The organism is Xanthobacter dioxanivorans (genome assembly GCF_016807805.1).
Lineage (GTDB): Bacteria > Pseudomonadota > Alphaproteobacteria > Rhizobiales > Xanthobacteraceae > Xanthobacter > Xanthobacter dioxanivorans.
This window is the reverse complement of the sequence record NZ_CP063362.1, coordinates 5304586-5321881: the sequence shown is the minus strand read 5'-3', so window position 1 is coordinate 5321881 and position 17296 is coordinate 5304586. Positions and strand designations below refer to the sequence as shown.

The following is a 17296-nucleotide window of genomic DNA, read 5'->3' as shown; positions in this document are numbered from 1 at the left end:
TGACGCACCATCTCGAACAGCCCTCGTGCGGCCGCATCCGGCCGGCAAGAGCAGGAATATGATGAAGCCTCCCCATTCCCCCATCGACACCGCCGTCGTCAAAGAGATCGCCGAACTCCTCTCGAGCAGCGACCTCACCGAGATCGAGGTGGAGCACGAGGGCCTGCGCATCCGGGTGGTGCGCGCGCCCGCTCCGGTCACCTTCGCCCAGGCCGCGCCGCTGGCGCCGGCCGTCCTGGCCGCGGCGCCCGTCGCCGTCGCTGCGGCCGAGGTGGCCGACCTCTCCAAGCATCCGGGCGTCGTGCCCTCGCCCATGGTCGGCACCGCCTACCTCTCCCCCGAACCCGGGGCGGCCCCGTTCATCGAGATCGGCGCCACCGTGAAGGAGGGCCAGACGGTGCTCATCATCGAGGCGATGAAGACCATGAACGCCATCCCCGCGCCGCGCACCGGCACGGTGACACGCATCCTCGTGGGCAACGCCCAGCCCGTGGAATATGGCGAGCCGCTGCTCATCATCGAATGACCCGGCTCGGATCAGGCAGGCACCCTTGATGTTCAGAAAAATCCTCATCGCCAACCGCGGCGAGATCGCGCTGCGGATCCTGCGCGCCTGCAAGGAGCTGGGCATCGCGACGGTCGCGGTCCACTCCACCGCGGATGCCGACGCCATGCACGTGCGCCTCGCCGACGAGAGCGTATGCATCGGCCCGCCCGCGGCCCGCGAGAGCTATCTCAACATCCCCTCGCTGCTGGCCGCCTGCGAGATCACCGGGGCGGACGCGGTGCATCCCGGCTACGGCTTCCTGGCCGAGAATGCACGGTTCGCCGAGATCCTCGCCGACCACAACATTCATTTCATCGGCCCCAAGGCGGAGCATATCCGCATCATGGGCGACAAGATCGAGGCCAAGAAGACGGCCCAGTCCCTCGGCATTCCGGTGGTGCCCGGCTCCGACGGCGGCATCCATTCGGACGAGGAGGCCCACCGGGTCGCCGCCGAGATCGGCTTCCCGGTGCTGGTGAAGGCCGCCGCCGGCGGCGGCGGGCGCGGCATGAAGGTGGCGATGACCAAGGAGGACCTCTCCCAGGCCCTCTCCACCGCCCGCACCGAAGCCAAAGCCGCCTTTGGCGACGACGCCGTCTATCTGGAAAAGTACCTTTCCACCCCGCGCCACATCGAGGTGCAGGTGCTGGGCGACGGCAAGGGCCACGCCATCCATCTCGGCGAGCGCGACTGCTCGCTCCAGCGCCGCCACCAGAAGGTGTGGGAGGAGGCGCCGTCTCCGGTCATCACCGCCGTCCAGCGGGCGCAGATCGGCGAGACCTGCGCCGCCGCCATGCGCAAGCTCGGCTATATCGGCGTGGGCACCATCGAGTTCCTGTACGAGAACGGGAACTTCTACTTCATCGAGATGAACACCCGCATCCAGGTGGAGCATCCGGTGACGGAGATGGTCACCGGCATCGACCTCATCAACGAGCAGATCCGCGTGGCCGCGGGCGAGCCGCTGACCCTGACCCAGAAGGACGTGGTGATCGAGGGCCATGCCATCGAATGCCGGGTGAATGCGGAGCATCCCACCACCTTCCGGCCGTCGCCGGGCAAGATCACCCACTACCACGTGCCGGGCGGCCTCGGCATCCGCGTGGATTCCAACGCCTATCAGGGCTACGTCATCCCCCCACCTATGACAGCCTGGTGGGCAAGCTGATCGTGCACGGCAAGACGCGGGACGAATGCCTGCGCCGCCTGCGCCGCGCGCTGGACGAGTTCGTGGTGGACGGCATCGACACCACGCTGCCGCTGTTTCGCACCCTGGTGCGCACCCGCGACATCGCCGAAGGCAGGTATGACATCCACTGGCTGGAGCATTTCCTCGTCGACGGCGAGGGGAAGACGGTGGCCTGAGGCTGCATCGCCGGCGGTCGGAGAGGCGCTCTACTCTACTGGAGCAGGGACTGAAAATCCGTCGGGGAAGCGCCATGGCGCTCGCGGTATGCTGAGACCACCGCTGCCTTCAGCTGTTCCGGGTCCACCTCGGCGACGGCGCGCGGGGACCGGGCCCGGCTTTCATAGAAGCCGACGATCACGTCGAGCTCGACGGGCTGCCGCAGCTTTTTGCCGCCCAGCAGGGCCACCAGCGCATCGGCCACGGCGGGGTAGGGCGTCAGCCCGTTGCCGAGCCAGTCGCGCATCTGCTCGGGCGCGACGCTGAAATCGATGCCCCCCGCCGACAGGGCGGACAGCCGCCCCGCGACCGTGCCGGTGCCGGTCGCGCTGCCCGTGGCGGCGCCGGATGACGGGTTGGTCGATGCGGGGCTCCCCGAGGCGGGACTGCCGCCCGCCGTGGGGCCGGTGGCCGCGGTATCCGGCCCCACGGCGCATGACACGACGGCGCAGAAGGCCCTCTGGCCCGCGTTCTTCAGCTCCGGAACCTGGGTGAGGAATGCCGTCAGGGCGATCATCACGGCGGTGACCTGCCCCGTGGTGCCGGTGATGAGGTCCAGCACGGTCTTTTTCGGCTTCGTCGGCTCCTCGGTCATTCCGCTTCGATCCAGGCCGAATGAGGGATCCCCCCGAGGTTACCGGAGGATCGGCCGGCGTGCCAGATCCGCGCCGCCTCAGCCGAAGCGCGCCGCCCGCTTGAGCCCCGCGGCCGCCTTGGCGAGATCGCGCACCTTGCCGAAGTCTCCGGCGCGGATGGCGTCCGCCGGCACCACCCACGAGCCGCCCACCGCCACCACGCTCGGCAGGGCCAGGTAGTCCGGCGCGTTCGCCGGGCCGATGCCGCCGGTGGGGCAGAAGCGCAGGTGGGGCAGGGGGCCGGCGATGGATTTCAGGAAGGCCACGCCGCCCGAGGCTTCGGCGGGGAAGAACTTGAGCACCTCAAAGCCGAGCTCGGCCAGCCGCATGGCCTCCGAGGCGGTGGCGCAGCCGGCCATGACCGGAATGGGGGTCTCGGCGAAGGCCTCGGCCAGGCTCGGGGTGGTGCCGGGGCTCACCAGGAAGGTGGCGCCGGCTTCGAGGCAGGCCTCGATCTGGGCGCGCTCAACCACCGTTCCCGCGCCGACGATGGCGCCCTCCACCTCCGCCGCGATGTGGCGCACGGCTTCGAGCGCGACCGCCGTGCGCAGCGTCACCTCGATCAGCGGAAGGCCGCCCTCCACCAGCGCGCGGGCCAAGGGCACGGCGTCCTCCAGCCGCTCGATGACCACGACCGGAACCACGGGGGCCTTCGCCACGAGGGGCAGGGCGCTCGGCAGGCGGCTGGCAAGGCCACGGGTCAGGCTCATGGGCATCTCTCCGTTCCGCGTCGTTGAACCGCAATCGCGCGCCGGTGTCGAGACCCTTGTCTCCGGCGCGCGGCGCCGGACGTCAGGCGATGCAGGAGAGGAAGCCCTCTTCCAGCGCCTTCGCGTCCAGCTTGCGGCCGATGAAGACGATGCGGCTGCGCCGTGCCTCGTCGTCTTTCCACGGGTGCTGGTGGTCGCCGTCGAGGATCATGTGCACGCCCTGGAAGACGAAGCGGTCAGGGTCGTTCTTGAACGAGAGGATGCCCTTGGAGCGCAGGATGTTGATCCCCTCGGTCGCCACGAGGTTCTGCACCCAGGGAAAGAAGCGGTCGGCGTCCAGCGGCTTGTCCGTGGCAAACGAGACCGACTGGATCTCATCGTCGTGCACCACCTTCAGGCCGTGATGGTGGCCGTGGTCATGATCGTGATCATGGCCGCAGCCGCAGTCGGGGCCGTGCTCATGGCCGTGCTCATGGCCGTGATCGTGGTGATGGTGGTGCTCCTCCTCCTCCAGGAAGGCGGGCTCGATCTCCAGGATGCGGTCGAGGTCGAAGGCGCCCTGGTTGAGCACCTTGGCGATGTCGATCTGCGATTTCTGTGTCCGGTACAGCTTGGCGTAGGGGTTGATGCCGCGGATGCGGGCCTCCACCTCGTCCAGCTCCGGAGCGGAGACGAGATCGGTCTTGTTGAGGAGGATCACGTCGGCGAAGGCCACCTGGTTCTTGGCCTCGGGCGCGTCCTTCAGGCGGTCGGACAGCCACTTGGCGTCGGCGACGGTGACCACGGCGTCGAGCTTGGTCCTGGCCTGCACCTCCTCGTCCACGAAGAAGGTCTGGGCGACGGGCGCGGGGTCGGCGAGGCCGGTGGTCTCGACGATGATGCCGTCGAAGGCGCCCTTGCGGCGCAGCAGGCCGTCGATGATGCGGATGAGGTCGCCGCGCACGGTGCAGCAGATGCAGCCGTTGTTCATCTCGAACACTTCCTCGTCGGCGCCCACCACGAGGTCGTTGTCGATGCCGATCTCGCCGAACTCGTTGACGATGACGGCGTATTTCTTGCCGTGCGGCTCCGACAGGATGCGGTTGAGCAGGGTCGTCTTGCCGGCGCCCAGGTAGCCGGTGAGGACGGTGACGGGGATCTTCTCGGCCTGCGTGTCAGCCATGGGGTTCACCTGATCGTTCGAGGCGACGGCCGCGATGCGGCCACCGCCCGAGGGAAGTGCGGGCGCCTCAGCTCGCGAGCGCGGAGGAGAGCTCGCGCACGTTGGAGCGCATCATGTCGATGTAGGTGCTCGCCGGGCCTTTGTCATCGGAGAGCGCATCGGAATAGAGCTCGCCGCCGATCTTGGCGCTGGTCTCCTTGGCGATGCGCTGCACCAGGCGCGGGTCGGAAATGTTCTCGACGAACACCGCCGGGATCTTCTGCGCCTTGATCTGCCGGATGATGCGCGCCACGTCCTTGGCCGAGGCCTCGCTCTCGGTGGAGACGCCCTCGGGGGAGATGAGGGTGAGGCCGTAGGCCTCGCCGAAATAGCCGAAGGCATCGTGCGAGGTGATGATGCGCCGCTGCGGCTCGGGGATCTTGCCGATCGCGGCCTTCACCTCGCCCTCCAGCGCATCGAGCCTCGCGAGGTAGGCCCCCGCATTGGCGGCGTAGGCATCGCGGCCGTCCGGATCGGCGGCGATCAGGCCGTCGCGCACGTTGGCCACGTAGACCTTGGCATTGGCGATGGACTGCCAGGCGTGGGGATCGATGCCGCCGTGGCCGTGCGCGTCGTTCCCATGCTCGCCCTTGGCATGCGTGTCCTTGCCCTTGGGCTTGTCGTCGTCATGATCCTCGAAGCCGGTGCGGGGCGTGACGCCCTTGGTGGCCACGACGATGACGGCCTTGGTGCCGGACGCCTTCACCAGGCGGTCCAGCCAGCCCTCGAAGCCGAGCCCGTTGACGAACACCACCTTGGCGGCGGCCACCGCCTTCGCGTCGGCCGGGGTGGGCTGGTAGACATGGGCATCGCCGTTGGGGCCGACGATGGTGGTGACCTTCACCCGGTCGCCGCCCACCTGCTTCACGAAATCGCCGAGAATGGAGAAGGACGCCACCACCGGCAGCTTCTGCGCCGGCGGGGCGCTTTGCGCGAAGGCCGGAGCGGCGATGGCGCCGGCGAGCGGGACAGCCAGGGTGGCGGCGAGGACAACACGTCGCGTGATCATGAACGATCCTCTTCAGGCTTCGAGATGGCGGCGGGGCAGCAGGCGGGTGATGAGACCGCCCACCGGGCCGAGGACGACGGCGCACGCGTAGGCCAGTCCCGCCACCAGGATGATGGACGGTCCGGACGGCGTGCCGAGGTGGTAGGAAACCAGCAGCCCGATCGTCCCCGAGGTGAAGGCGATGGCCGTCGCGAGGGTGACGAAGGCGGTGAGGTCGCGGGCGAAGAAGCGCGCGGTGGCGGCGGGCAGCATCATCAGGCCGACCGCGAGCAGCGTGCCCAGCGCGTGGAAGCCGCCCACCAGGTTCATCACCACCAGCGACAGGAAGGCGATGTGGCTCACCCCGCCGGCGCGGCTCACCGAGGCGAGGAAGGTGGGGTCCACGCATTCCAGCACCAGCGGCCGCCAGATCGCCGCGAGGGTGACCAGCGTCACGGTGGTGATGGCGGCGATGAGGATGAGGGTGGCGTCGTCGATGCCGAGCACCGTGCCGAACAGCACGTGCAGCAGGTCCACGTTGGAGCCCTTGAGCGAGACGATGAGCACGCCCAGCGCCAGCGAGATCAGGTAGAAGGCGGCGAGGGAGGCGTCCTCCTTCATGCCCGTCGCCCGCGCCACCACGCCGGCGCCGACGGCCACCAGCAGGCCCGCCGCCAGGCCGCCGGCGGTCATGGCGTAGAGGTTCAGGCCGGCGAACAGGAAGCCGATGGCGGCACCGGGCAGGATGGCATGGGCCATGGCGTCGCCGGTGAGCGACATGCGCCGCAGCATGAGGAAGGCGCCCAGCGGCCCGGCGCCCAGCGCCAGCGCGAACACGCCGGCCAGCGCCCGCCGCATGAATTCGAACTCCGTGAACGGAGCGATGAAGATCTCGTAAGGGTTCATTGCCGTCTCTTGCGCGCCCTGTGTGCGCGGGTCTTTTGGCGTTTGCGGGCCGGTGTCATCGGCAGGCGTGCTGGCGTTCCGGGCGGGGTAATGGCCGCTCTGCGCCAGGCTCACACTGGCGCAGTCCTGCGTCGTCCTTGCGCTTGGCCGGGAGGCCGTTGTCCGGCGGGGTAGAAACCGGACGGGACTGGACTGACCCCGGCTCCCCGGCCAAGCGGAAGGACGCGCACTCGGTACTTCGCCTCCGGAGGGGGCTCCGGAGGCGAAGCCGGCTCACGCGGCATCGACACAGGTAGCGGCGTCCACCCGCCACGCCTCCCCCATGCGCCGGGCCTTGAGCAGGTTTTCTGGGCCGAGGGCTTCGGCTGTCGGCCCCCAGGCGACGGGGGTCCGGGCGAGGAGCAGCGTCTGGGGAAAGGTCGCGCGCACGAGGTCGAAGTCGTGCAGCACGGCGATCACCGTGCGCCGCTCGCCGTGCCAGCGGCGCACCAGGTCGACGAGGTCTGAAACGGTCTTCGCGTCGAGCGCGGTGAACGGCTCGTCCAGGAGAATGACGCGGGCGTCCTGCAGCAGCAGCCGGGCGAACAGGGTGCGCTGCATCTGCCCGCCGGAGAGGGTGCCGATGGGTCGCGTCTCGAAGCCCTCGAGGCCGACGGCGGAGATGGCCTGCTCGATGCGCGCGCGATCGGCCTTGCCGATGCCGCCGAACAGGCCGGCGCGCCGCCACAGGCCCATGGCCACCATGTCGTAGACGTGGATGGGGAAGCTGCGGTCGATCTCGGCGCCCTGCGGCAGGTAGGCGATATCGCGCGGGGAGACGCCGTGCAGGTCGATGGCGCCGCCGAGCGGCTTCAGCGCGCCGCAGATGCCCTTGAGCAGCGTGGACTTGCCGGCCCCGTTGGCGCCGCACACGGCCAAGAGCGCGCCTTCTTCCACATCCCCGCTCAGGTGGTGGACGGCGGGATGGCGCTCATAGCCCAAGGTGAGGTTGTGAAAGGAGATCTGCGCGCTCACGGCTGGGCTCCCACCACCAGGGCGACGGCCGTCCACAGCACGGCGAGGAAGCCGCCGGCGAGGGCGAGCCGCGCGGCCAGCGACAGGCGCAGCACCGATGGCCCGATGGTGACCGACGGCGCGCGGGTGGCTGCGGTCCCGTGACCGGAATGGGCGTGGCCGGCGGGGGTGTGGTCCGGGTGGCGATGGTCCAGGTGGCGATGGTCCGCGTGGTCGTGAGGCGCGTGGCCGTGGCGTGGCGCGCCCGCGGGTCCGGGCGCCGGCTCCGGATGGGGTGCGGCGGGCGCAGCAGTAGCCGTGGCGGTCGAGGACAAGCGCATGAAATCTGCCGGGAAACGATGTCGGTCAGATGATTTGATACAGTGAATCAGGCACCCTGTCCAGCATGCCTCGCGCGTTCGTGTCGTCTCCTTCGGGAAGGCCGCCGGCCTTGCTTCAGACGGTAGCGGGCGCGTTCACATAGGCCCGGAAGCCGCCATGGGCGGTGATGTCCTCGCTCCCGTCCACGCCGGCGGCCTCGGCGAGGAAACCGGTGACGCGGGTGCCGTCGGCCAGTTCCACCTGGCCGAGGCCGAGGGGCGCCGGGATGGTGGCCATAAGCTGTCCGACGCCATCGAAGGGCAGCGACCAGATCTCGCCTTCCAGCGCCGCGCCGTTCTCCTGCACCCGTACCACGCCCGGGCGCGGCGTGCCGCCGGGCAGCAGCTTCATGCGGTAGACCGGCGCGGTCGCCGCCGCCCGGATGAAGCGCCCGCCCATGGCCTTGAGATCGCCGTTGAGCGCCATGCCGGACAGGTGGGCACCGAATACGCAGATGTCCAGGCGGCCGGATTCGACGGGGGCGGGCAGGGGGGCAGGTGGCGGGGGCGGCGCGTGGCTCGCCCCGAGGGGGAGGCTGGCGGTGGCGATGAAGGCCCGGCCCAGCGCCGCCATCTGCGCATCCCGGCCCGCCGGGGCGAGCAGGGTGATGCCGTAGGGCATGCCCGTGGGCGCGATGGTGGCCGGCACAGCGATGCCGCACAGGTCCATGAGATTGACGAAATTGGTGTAGGTGCCATTGCGCGAATTGAGCCGGATGGGATCGGCCAGCACCTCGTCCACCGTATAGGCCGTGGGAGCGGTGGGAAGGAGGAGGGCGTCGATTTCGGCGAACACCGGCTCGACCCGCGCGCGCAGCGCCCTGAGCTTGTACATGGCGCGGAAGGCATCCGCCGCGCTCGCCTTGCCGCCGGGCTCGGTGATGGCGCGGGTGACGGGATGCATGGCCTCGGGATCGGTGGTGAGCAGCTTCTCGGCGACGATCCAGCGCTCGGCCACCCATGGCCCCTCATAGAGCAGCCGGGCGGTCTCGGCGAAGGGCGCAAAATCGATCTCCTTCAGCACCGCGCCGAGCGTCGAGAAGCGGGCGAGGGCTTCGCGGTAGGCCGCGGCGGCGTCCGTGTCGCCGAAGAACTCGCGCTGCGCTGGCTTCAGCACGCCGAGCACCGGGGCGGCGGGCGCCTGCGTCAGCGGGCCGAGGGGCAAGGCGCGCGAGAACGGGTCCTCGGCATCCGGGCCGGCGATCACCTTCAGCACCGCCATGGCGTCGTCCACCGTCAGGGCGAACACGGAGATGCAATCGAGGGTGCGGCAGGCGGGCACGAGGCCGGTATTGGGCACGAGGCCAAGGGACGGCTTCAGCCCGACGATGTTGTTCAGCATGGCCGGCACGCGACCCGAGCCGGCGGTGTCGGTGCCGAGGGAAACCGGCACGATGCCGGCCGCCACCGCGGTGGCGGAACCGGACGAGGAGCCGCCGGGCACCAGCGTCGGGTTGAAGGCATTGCGCGGAATGCCATAAGGCGAGCGCACGCCCACGAGGCCGGTGGCGAACTGGTCGAGGTTGGTCTTGCCGATGATCAGTGCGCCGGCCGCCTTCAGGCGGGCCACGGCCGTGGCATCGCGTTCCGGGACGTAGGCGAAGGCGGGGCAGGCGCAGGTGGTGGGCACGCCGGCGACGTCGATATTGTCTTTCACCGCCACGGGGATGCCATAGAGCGGCAAGCCGGTATCGCCGACTGCCGCGAGGGCCTGCGCCTCGGCGAGCACGTCCGCCTCGGCGCGCAGGGTGATGAACATCGCCGGATCGTCATGCACGGCGATCCGGGCATAGACGGCGCGCACCGTGTCGGCGGGGGATTGGCTGCCGGACCTGTGGGCTTGGAGGAGGCTGGCGACGGTCTGCATGGGAGTCCCGTGTCTGCGGCCGCACCGGTGCGGCACACGGGACCTAGCAGGAACCGCGCCACTTGTATGCAATTTTCAATTAATCAAATAAAACCATATGTTTATAATACTAAATCGTAGACCGGAAGGGGCGTGTGACGGCATTCCGGACCACGATCAAGGCGGCTATTGCCTCATATTTGTGCGGAGAGGCGCCGCGTCTCGGGCTCAGCCGCCGGGTCGCTGGCCGTTGGGATCGGACAAGGTCCGGCCGGGCGGTGTCTCGGGAGCGATGGTCGGCGGCGGCGGGTCGCCGTGGGGCACGGTGATGTTGGCGGGCGCCGTCTCGCTCGGCTCCGGCGTGCCGCGGTTGGAGAAGACGTTCGCCGCCACAAGGGCGAGCACCAGCCCGACCCCGGCGGCCACGAGCATTCCTTTTTGTTGCATGGGGATCTCCCGGATCGTGGATGTCCCCCGTGCAACGCCCGGGAGGGCGCTGCGGTTTCCTTTTCCGGCCGGCGGCTCCGTCGGCTCGCCCCTCAGTCCCGGAACACCACCGTGCGCGAGCCGTTCAGCAGCACCCGGTCCTGCAGGTGCCAGGAGATGGCGCGGGCCAGCACGCGGCGCTCGATGTCGCGGCCCTTGCGCACCAGGTCCTCGGGGGAATCCTGGTGGGAAATGCGCTCCACGTCCTGCTCGATGATCGGGCCCTCGTCGAGGTCGGAGGTCACGTAGTGGGAGGTGGCGCCCATCAGCTTCACGCCGCGGGCATGGGCCTGGTGGTAGGGCTTGGCCCCTTGAAGCCCGGCAGGAACGAATGGTGGATGTTGATGCAGCGGCCCGCCAGCTTGGCCGAGAGCCCGTCGGAGAGCACCTGCATGTAGCGCGCGAGCACCGCGAGCTCGGCGCCCGACGACTGGAAGATTTCCCAGATCTGCGTCTCCTGCTCCAGCTTGGTGGCCTTGGTCACCGGCAGATAGTGGAAGGGGATGCCGTCGAAATCGAGATGGGCATAGGTCTCGCGCGGGTAGTTGGAGATGATGCCGGTGATCTCCATGGCGATCTCGCCGATGCGCCAGCGATACAGCAGGTCGGCGAGGCAATGGTCGAACTTGGAGACCAGCAGCAGCACCCGCCGCTTCTCCGCCACCGCCCGCATGGTCCAGTTCAGCGAGAAGGCCTCGCCCACCGCGGCAAACGCCGCGCGGATCTCCGGCAGGCGCGCCTCGCTCGCCACCACGTTGAACATGACGCGCATGAAGAAGCGCCCGGACTCGGTGTCGTCGAACTGCTGGGCCTCGAGGATGTTGCAGCCCTGCTCGAACAGGAAGGTAGACACCCCCGCCACGATGCCCGGCCGGTTCGGGCAGGAAAGGGTGAGGACGAAGTGATCGTTCGGCGTGGTCATGTCCATATGCTCTCGGATGGCGCGCCGCGCGCCGGTGCGCCGGCGGTCGCGATGATGGGAGGGGTCGGATGGCAGGCCAGGAGGGAAAGCGCGCGCCGCGCCGCCCTCAACCTCGGCCGGTGCCGGAGAGGGCGAAGCCGTATTCGGCCGCGCTCACCGTGAGCCAGCGCAGGAAAGCGGGCGCGAACGAGCGGCCCACGATGAAGCGGTAGGCGGGCGTCGCGTCCCGCTGGAAGAAGGTGAGGCCCACATGGGAGACGACGGTGGTCGCCGCGTCCCCGGCCCTGAACGCGACCGGATGAAGGTCCACGGCCACGCCCTTGGCGAGGGCCTCCCTGACCTTCGGCCCGGAAACGTCGATGACGAGATTGGCGTCGCTCTGGTCGGTGACGGCGGCAAGGCCCGCCGAGAGCGCCCTGAGCCGCGTCACCAGCGACGGCCCGTCCGTGTCGGCGGCGAAGACCAGCCAGCGGCCGGGGCCGATGCCCACCGCGTCCAGTCCGGCCCCGGTGCTCAGCCGCGATCCGTCGGCGAGCGGCAGGCCGGCGTCGGCGCAGGCGGCGAGCAGGCGCGTGGTCGCGCCCTTGCGCGCCACGAGGGTGGCCGCCGACAAGGTCTCGACCGTGCGCGCGACCACGCCCGCCGCGCCGGTCGGGCCGTAATGCGCCGCCGGCACGAGGCGGGTGGGGGCGAGGTGCTCCAACAGGTCAGACACGCTGCTTCTCCCCTTCCGGGTCGATGAATGCGGGAGAGCACACCTCGACTTCCATGTCACCGCCGCGGACCGGGTCAAAGGCGCGCACCCGCTCGCCGATGCGCTCCGGACCGCGCTTCAGGAGGCCGAGGCCGATGAAGTGGCCAAGGACGGGAGAATAGGCCACCGAGGTCATGTAGCCTTCGTCGTTCGCCGTGGTCGGCGCGGCGCCGATCTTCAGGAAGTGCGCACCCGCGCGCAGCCGCGCGGTGCGATCCACGGGCTTGAAGCCGACGAAGGCGGGCCGGTCCGGATCGGAGAAGGCGGGCCGGGCGGTCATGACCCGGCCGATATAGTCCTTCTTCGTGGAGGCCATCTTGCCGAGGCCGAGGTCGCGGGCGCTGGTCTGCCCGTTGAGCTCGTTGCCGGAGACATGGCCCTTCTCGATGCGCATGACCCCCAGCGCCTCGGTGCCATAGGGGGTGATGCCGAAGGGCGCGCCAGCCGCCATCAGCGCCCGCATCAGCGCCGCGCCATGGCGTGCCGGCACCGCGATCTCGTAGCCGAGCTCGCCGGAGAAGGAGAGGCGGAAGAGGCGCGCGGGAACCCCGCCCATCACGGTGGTCTCCACCGCGCCCATGAACGGCAGGCCGGCGTTGGAGACGTCGGCGCCGTCCACCACCTTGGCCAGCACCTCGCGGGAGCGCGGTCCGGACATGGAGATCTGCGCCCACTGCTCGGAAATGGAGGTGAGCTGCACGTCCAGCTCCGGCGACAGCACCTGCAGGCAGAATTCCAGATGCTGGAACACCTTGGCGGCATTGGCCGTGGTGGTGGTCATCACATAATGGTCGTCGGCGAGGCGCGCGGTGGTGCCGTCGTCCATGACGAAGCCGTCCTCGCGCAGCATCACGCCGTAGCGCGCCTTGCCCACCGCCAGGGTCGAGAACATGTTGATGTAGACGCGATCGAGGAAAGCGCCCACGTCCGGCCCCTGCAGGTCGATCTTGCCGAAGGTGGAGACGTCGATGACCCCGACGCTCTCACGCGTCGCCTTCACCTCGCGGTTGACGGTTTCGAGCCAGTCGCTCTCGCCGGGCTTCGGGAAGTATTGCGCCCGCATCCACAGGCCCGTCTCCACGAAGACGGCCCCCTGCTCCTGCGCCCAGTCGTGCGTCGGGGTTGGCCGCGCCGGCTTGAAGTCCACGCCGCGATGGTGGCCGGCCAGCGCGCCGAGGGCGATGGGCGTGTAGGGCGGGCGGAACACGGTGGTGCCGGTGGCGGGAATGCCTTGGCCGGTCAGCTCGGCCATGAGGGCGAGGCCGGCCATGTTGGAGGTCTTGCCCTGGTCGGTGGCCATGCCCATGGTCGTGTAGCGCTTCAGCAACTCCACCGCGCGGAAGCCTTCGCGATGGGCGAGGGCCACGTCCTTGGCGGTGACGTCGTTCTGCTGGTCCACGAAGGCGGCCCCCTTCGCCTTCACCTGCCAGAAGGGAGTGAGGCCGGTGGGCGCGTCTTCAGCCGTCGGCGTAGGCGCGGGGGCGATGGTGAAGCCTGCCGCTTCGGCTGCGGCGTTGCCGCGTTCCGTGCCATCCCTCAGGCATTCGGCGAGCGAGAGGTGGCCCGCCGCGGCTCCCGCCACCGTCATGCCCGGCGGCACGGCGCCCGGCACGAAGGCGGAGATGTCCTCGCGCCAGATCGGCTTGCCTCCGAGGTGGCAGGTGAGGTTGAGGTTGGGCGTCGCCCCGCCCGAGACGCCGAGCGCCTCCACCGGGAGCGTCTGGGTGCCGCGCGGCGTCCGCACGGTGATGGATTTGAGGCACTTGCCCGAGGTGGCGATGACCTCGCCTTGCGTGATGACACGCACCCCCAGGGCCTTGGCCCGGGCCGTCAGCGCCGCGGGAAGGGCGGCGCGCACGTCCACCAGCGCTTCGAGCCTCACGCCCGCCTCGGCGGCATCGAGGGCGGCGGAGGCGGCATGGTCGTTGTTGGCGAAGACGGCAGCGGCCTTGCCGGCGCCCACGCCGTAACGATTGGCGTAGGTGGCGAGCGCCAGCGCCGACATCACCCCCGGCCGGTCGTTGCCGGGGAAGACGATGGGCCGGTCGAAGGCGCCCGCCGCCAAAATCGCCCGCTTCGCCACGATGCGCCACAGGCGCTGACGCGGCTGGAAGGGGGGCGGCACGGGCAGGTGGTCGCAAACCCGCTCCACCGCGCCATATTCGCCGCCGTCATAGGCGCCGAACACGGTGGTGCGGGGCATCAGGCGCACGTTGGGCAGGCTCGAAAGCTCCGCCTCCGCCCGCACCACGAAGTCGAGGGCCGGGGCGCCGTCGATCACCGCCCGCTCGCCGAGGAGCCGGCCGCCGAGGCGGAAGTCCTCGTCCGCGAGGATCACCCGCGCGCCGGCGCGCCCGGCGGCCAGCGCGGCGGCAAGGCCGGCGGCGCCGGAGCCGATCACCAGCACGTCGCAGAAGACGGTCGCCTTCTCGTAATGGTCCGGATCGGGTGCATCGGCGGCGCGGCCGAGGCCGGCGGCGCGGCGGATCATGGGCTCGTAGACCTTCTCCCAGAAGGCGGCGGGCCACATGAAGGTCTTGTAGTAGAAGCCGGCGCCGAGGAAGGGCGAGGCCAGCCGGTTCACGCTCAGAAGGTCGAAATCCAGCGATGGCCAGCGGTTCTGGCTGGTCGCCTCCAGGCCGTCGAACAGCTCGATGGTGGTGGCGCGGGTGTTGGGCTCGCGCCGTGCGCCGGAGCGCAGCTCCACCAGGGCGTTGGGCTCCTCGGAACCCGCCGTGACGATGCCGCGCGGGCGGTGATACTTGAACGAGCGGCCCACCAGCCGCACGCCGGCGGCGAGCAGCGCGGAGGCCAGCGTATCGCCCGGATGGCCGGTGAAGGGCTTGCCATCAAAGGAAAAAGACAGGACGCGGTTGCGGTCGACAAGGCCGCCTTTGGCGAGGCGGGTCATTCCATCCCCTCCGGCAGGCTCGTCTCGTCCTTCCGCGCGAAGGCCACCGCGAGGATCTCGTGGGTGCGGGTATCCCGCGCCACCTTCAGCCAGCGGCGGCAGCCGGCGGTGTGGTACCACAATTCGTCGAGCGGGCCGGCGGGGTTGTCCCGCTCATAGACATACGCATGGAATGTCGAGGCGACATCGGGGGTGTCGGGTGAGGGTCGGGTCGGTGTCGCGTCGCCCAGATAGGCGAACTCGTGGGACGACCGGGTGCCGCAATAGGGACAGGTGATGCGCATGGCTCAGTGCAGGTTCGGCTGGGCGCCGACCCCCTTCTCGTCGATGACATGGCCGGAGCGGAAGCGGTCGAGGCGGAAGGCGGCGTTGAGCTGGTGCGCCACGCCCTTGGCGATGGTGTGGGCGAAGCACCAGCCGGAGGCCGGCGTGGCCTTGAAGCCCCCGTAGTTCCACGCCGAGTTGAGGTAGAGGCCGGGCAGGGGCCCCACGTCGATGATCGGCGAGCCGTCCATGGACATGTCCACGAGCCCGCCCCAGGCGCGCAGCATGCGCAGGCGGCCGATGAGCGGCATCACCGCCATGCCGCCCTCGGCCACGTCCTCCACCACCGGCAGGTTGCCGCGCTGGGCGTAGGAATTGTAGCCGTCGATGTCGCCGCCGAAGACGAGGCCGCCCTTGTCCGACTGGCTCACATAGAAATGCCCCATGCCGAAGGTGATCACCCCCGGCACCAGCGGTTTCAGCCCCTCGGAGACGAAGGCCTGGAGGGCATGGCTCTCGATGGGCAGGCGCAGCCCCAGGGACTTCACCACCCGCGAGGTGGAGCCCGCCACCGCCAGGCCCACCTTCTTCGCCCGGATGGCGCCGCGGGTGGTCTCCACCCCCACCACCGCATCGCCGTCGCGGATGAAGCCGGTGACCTCGCAATTCTGCACGATGTCCACGCCGAGCCGGTCGGCGCCGCGGGCATAGCCCCACACCACCGCGTCATGGCGCGCGGTGCCGGCGCGGGCCTGCATCAGCCCGCCCTTGATGGGAAAGCGCGAATTGTCGAAATCCAGGAAGGGGCACAAGGCGCGCACCTGCTCGCGGTCGAGCAGCTCGGAGTCCGCGCCGGCGAGGCGCATGGCGTTGCCGCGCCGGGCATAGGCGTCGCGCTGGGCGTCCGAGTGGAACAGGTTGATGATGCCGCGCTGGGAGACCATGGCGTTGTAGTTGAGGTCCTGCTCCAGGCCCTCCCATAATTTCATGGACCACTCATAGAACGGCTCGTTGCCGGGCAGCAGGTAGTTGGAACGGATGATGGTGGTGTTGCGCCCCGCATTGCCGGAGCCGATATGGCCCTTCTCCAGCACCGCCACGTTGCGGATGCCGTGCTCCTTGGCGAGGTAATAGGCGGTGGCGAGCCCATGGCCGCCGCCGCCCACGATGATCACGTCGTAGTCCGGCTTCGGCGCCGCGTCGCGCCATGCGGGCGCCCAGCCGGTCTGGCCGTTGAGCGCATTGGCGATGAGGCTCAGGAAGGAATAGCGCGACATGGGGCTCTCGCTGCGCGGGGCATCCGACCCCTCCTACATATCTATATCTCCCTCGGATCTGTGAGGTAATATAAATCCTGCTTATAGTAGGGGTGGCCCCGTGCGCGAGCTTTTGCCGTTTGATCTCAAGACGCTGGAGATCTTCCTCGCGGTCTGCGAGGCGGGCGCCATGGCCGGGGCGGCGCGCCGGCTCGGCCTTACCCAGCCGGCGGTGTCCCAGGCGGTGGCGGAGCTGGAGGGCCGGATGGGCGTCGCCCTGTTCGACCGCAGCGTCCGCCCGCTCGGCCTCACGGCGGCGGGCGGGGTGCTGCGGCAGAAGGCCAGCGCGCTGCTCTCGGAGGCGCGGCAGATTGTTCCGGCCCTGAAGGAAACGGAGCACGGCCGCCTGCCGCTGATGCGGGCCGGGCTGGTGGATTCCCTCTCCCGGGCGCTGGCGGCACCCCTCGCCGGCCGGCTCGCGTCGGTGGCCGAAGAGGTGTCGATCCTGTCCGGCCTCACCGCCGCCCATGCGAGCGCGCTGCTCTCCCGGCAGCTGGACCTCCTCGTGGGGGTGGACGAACTGGTCGACATCGAGGGGCTGGAGCGCTTTCCCCTTCTCACCGAGCCCTATGTGCTGCTGCTGCCGGCGGGGGCGCGGGCGCCGGGGCGGGTGGAGGACTTGGCGGGGCTGGCGGCGCGGCTGCCGCTGGTGCGCTTCTCGGCCCGCTCCAAGACCGGCATCGAGGTGGAGCGGCATCTGCGGCGCCTCAAGCTGGATCTGCCGCGGCGCATGGAGTTCGACACACCCTATGGCGTCGCCGCCACGGTGGCGGCGGGGGAGGGGTTCGCGGTGACGACGCCCCTGTGCATCTTCGAGGCGGGGGTGGACCTGGCGCACCTCGCCTGCCGGCCGCTGCCGGGGCCGGCCTTCGCCCGTAGCCTCACCCTCATCGGCCGGCGCCAGGAACTGGGCCGCCTGCCGCGGGAGGTGGCGGCCTTCTGCCGGCGGACGCTGGAGGACGACGTGCTGCCCGCCATGCGTGGCGCGCTGCCGTGGCTCGGGGCGGGCCTGGCCGTGGCCGGTTAGGTCGC

Annotated in this window: 15 protein-coding genes and 2 pseudogenes; 3 read left to right on the top strand and 14 right to left on the bottom strand. The window is 69.9% G+C overall.

Annotation, left to right across the window (positions count from 1 at the left end; translation table 11 throughout):
- The first annotated feature begins 61 nt into the window (after window positions 1-61).
- Together accB and accC are read left to right on the top strand one after the other, a co-directional pair.
- A complete protein-coding gene (gene accB / locus EZH22_RS24910) occupies window positions 62-526 on the top strand; it encodes an acetyl-CoA carboxylase biotin carboxyl carrier protein (RefSeq protein WP_408647747.1) in 465 nt (154 codons plus the stop codon).
- Window positions 527-554: 28 nt separating this feature from the next.
- Window positions 555-1912, top strand: a pseudogene (gene accC / locus EZH22_RS24905) (acetyl-CoA carboxylase biotin carboxylase subunit).
- 35 nt (window positions 1913-1947) lie between these two features.
- On the opposite strand, the gene EZH22_RS24900 reads toward accC, so the two are convergent.
- The 14 genes and pseudogenes from EZH22_RS24900 to EZH22_RS24835 all read right to left on the bottom strand — a co-directional run bounded on the left by EZH22_RS24900 (window position 1948) and on the right by EZH22_RS24835 (window position 16225).
- Entirely contained in the window at window positions 1948-2547 is a 600-nt protein-coding gene (locus EZH22_RS24900; RefSeq protein ID WP_203193060.1) for a hypothetical protein, read from the bottom strand.
- A 78-nt stretch (window positions 2548-2625) separates the two neighbouring features.
- Window positions 2626-3297, bottom strand: a complete 672-nt coding sequence (gene eda / locus EZH22_RS24895; RefSeq protein WP_203193059.1) for a bifunctional 4-hydroxy-2-oxoglutarate aldolase/2-dehydro-3-deoxy-phosphogluconate aldolase — start codon at window positions 3295-3297, stop codon at window positions 2626-2628.
- 82 nt (window positions 3298-3379) lie between these two features.
- A complete protein-coding gene (locus tag EZH22_RS24890) occupies window positions 3380-4459 on the bottom strand; it encodes a CobW family GTP-binding protein (RefSeq protein ID WP_203193057.1) in 1080 nt (359 codons plus the stop codon).
- A gap of 67 nt (window positions 4460-4526) precedes the next feature.
- Window positions 4527-5507, bottom strand: coding sequence for a metal ABC transporter substrate-binding protein (locus tag EZH22_RS24885; protein WP_203193056.1), 981 nt, complete (start codon window positions 5505-5507; stop codon window positions 4527-4529).
- A gap of 12 nt (window positions 5508-5519) precedes the next feature.
- A complete protein-coding gene (locus tag EZH22_RS24880) occupies window positions 5520-6392 on the bottom strand; it encodes a metal ABC transporter permease (protein ID WP_203193055.1) in 873 nt (290 codons plus the stop codon).
- Between the two features lie 273 nt (window positions 6393-6665).
- Complete coding sequence (gene aztA / locus EZH22_RS24875) at window positions 6666-7406, bottom strand: zinc ABC transporter ATP-binding protein AztA (RefSeq protein ID WP_203193054.1); 741 nt, start codon at window positions 7404-7406, stop codon at window positions 6666-6668.
- A complete protein-coding gene (locus tag EZH22_RS24870; protein WP_203193053.1) occupies window positions 7403-7726 on the bottom strand; it encodes a hypothetical protein in 324 nt (107 codons plus the stop codon). The genes aztA and EZH22_RS24870 overlap by 4 nt, the downstream gene beginning before the upstream one ends.
- 115 nt (window positions 7727-7841) lie before the next feature.
- Window positions 7842-9632 (bottom strand): allophanate hydrolase, encoded by a 1791-nt coding sequence (atzF, locus tag EZH22_RS24865; RefSeq protein ID WP_203193052.1) that lies wholly within the window; start codon window positions 9630-9632, stop codon window positions 7842-7844.
- A 207-nt stretch (window positions 9633-9839) separates the two neighbouring features.
- On the bottom strand, window positions 9840-10058 hold the full coding sequence (locus EZH22_RS24860) for a hypothetical protein (protein WP_203193051.1): 219 nt from the start codon (window positions 10056-10058) through the stop codon (window positions 9840-9842).
- A 92-nt stretch (window positions 10059-10150) separates the two neighbouring features.
- A pseudogene (gene purU / locus EZH22_RS24855) lies at window positions 10151-11019 on the bottom strand (formyltetrahydrofolate deformylase).
- Between the two features lie 106 nt (window positions 11020-11125).
- A complete protein-coding gene (locus EZH22_RS24850) occupies window positions 11126-11734 on the bottom strand; it encodes a sarcosine oxidase subunit gamma (RefSeq protein ID WP_203193049.1) in 609 nt (202 codons plus the stop codon).
- Window positions 11727-14684, bottom strand: coding sequence for a sarcosine oxidase subunit alpha family protein (locus EZH22_RS24845; RefSeq protein ID WP_203193048.1), 2958 nt, complete (start codon window positions 14682-14684; stop codon window positions 11727-11729). Before EZH22_RS24845 ends, EZH22_RS24850 begins: the two co-directional genes overlap by 8 nt.
- Window positions 14681-14968 carry a sarcosine oxidase subunit delta gene (locus tag EZH22_RS24840; RefSeq protein ID WP_203193046.1) on the bottom strand — a complete coding sequence of 96 codons (288 nt, stop codon included), beginning with the start codon at window positions 14966-14968 and terminating at the stop codon, window positions 14681-14683. Before EZH22_RS24840 ends, EZH22_RS24845 begins: the two co-directional genes overlap by 4 nt.
- Before the next feature lie 3 nt (window positions 14969-14971).
- The gene (locus EZH22_RS24835) at window positions 14972-16225 is read right to left on the bottom strand and encodes a sarcosine oxidase subunit beta family protein (protein ID WP_203193044.1); all 1254 of its coding nucleotides are present in this window, start codon (window positions 16223-16225) and stop codon (window positions 14972-14974) included.
- 100 nt (window positions 16226-16325) lie between these two features.
- Between EZH22_RS24835 and EZH22_RS24830 the strand changes: the two genes are divergently transcribed.
- Window positions 16326-17291, top strand: coding sequence for a LysR family transcriptional regulator (locus EZH22_RS24830; protein ID WP_203193043.1), 966 nt, complete (start codon window positions 16326-16328; stop codon window positions 17289-17291).
- Window positions 17292-17296: the final 5 nt, after the last annotated feature.